The organism is Brevibacterium sp. CFH 10365, from assembly GCF_009299785.1.
In the GTDB taxonomy this organism is placed as follows: Bacteria; Actinomycetota; Actinomycetes; order Actinomycetales; family Brevibacteriaceae; genus Brevibacterium; species Brevibacterium limosum.
The window spans coordinates 1-434 of sequence record NZ_VIGO01000021.1; the positions used below are offsets into that span (position 1 = coordinate 1).

A 434-nucleotide genomic window follows, 5' to 3' on the forward strand; every position below is an offset into this window, starting at 1 on the left:
AGCAGTCCTGGAGGACCTCCTCGGCCAGGGATCTGCTCTTGACGATCCGCACGATGACGGCCATGAGGATGCGGGAGTGGGTGGTGAACAGCTCTTCGAATGCGGACCGGTCGCCGTCGGCGATGCGGATCAGCAGGGCTCCGCCGGGATCGGCGGAATCCGCCGGCTGGTGATCAGAGCTCATTGCCCAATCATGCCATGCATGCAGAAACCGATCACACCTTTCCCAGGTGAGCGAGTCGGGCGGGGCGAGCGCAGGTATCGGGCCGTATGCTGCTGAAACGGTCAGCCGGCGGTCGCATGAGGCCGCACGAACCGGCGAGGAACCGAAGGCGGCCGGGAGCCGATCCTGTTGCTGCGAATCGGTTCCCGGCCACTGCATCGTGGTGCTCTCTCTGCGGTAACTCCGGTCACTTCTCCGGCATCATCACGGC

The 434-nt window shown here is 64.7% G+C and carries 1 pseudogene; it reads right to left on the minus strand.

Annotation, left to right across the window (positions count from 1 at the left end):
- Window positions 1-184, minus strand: a pseudogene (locus tag FHG09_RS19645) (RNA polymerase subunit sigma); the annotation flags it as partial.
- Window positions 185-434: the final 250 nt, after the last annotated feature.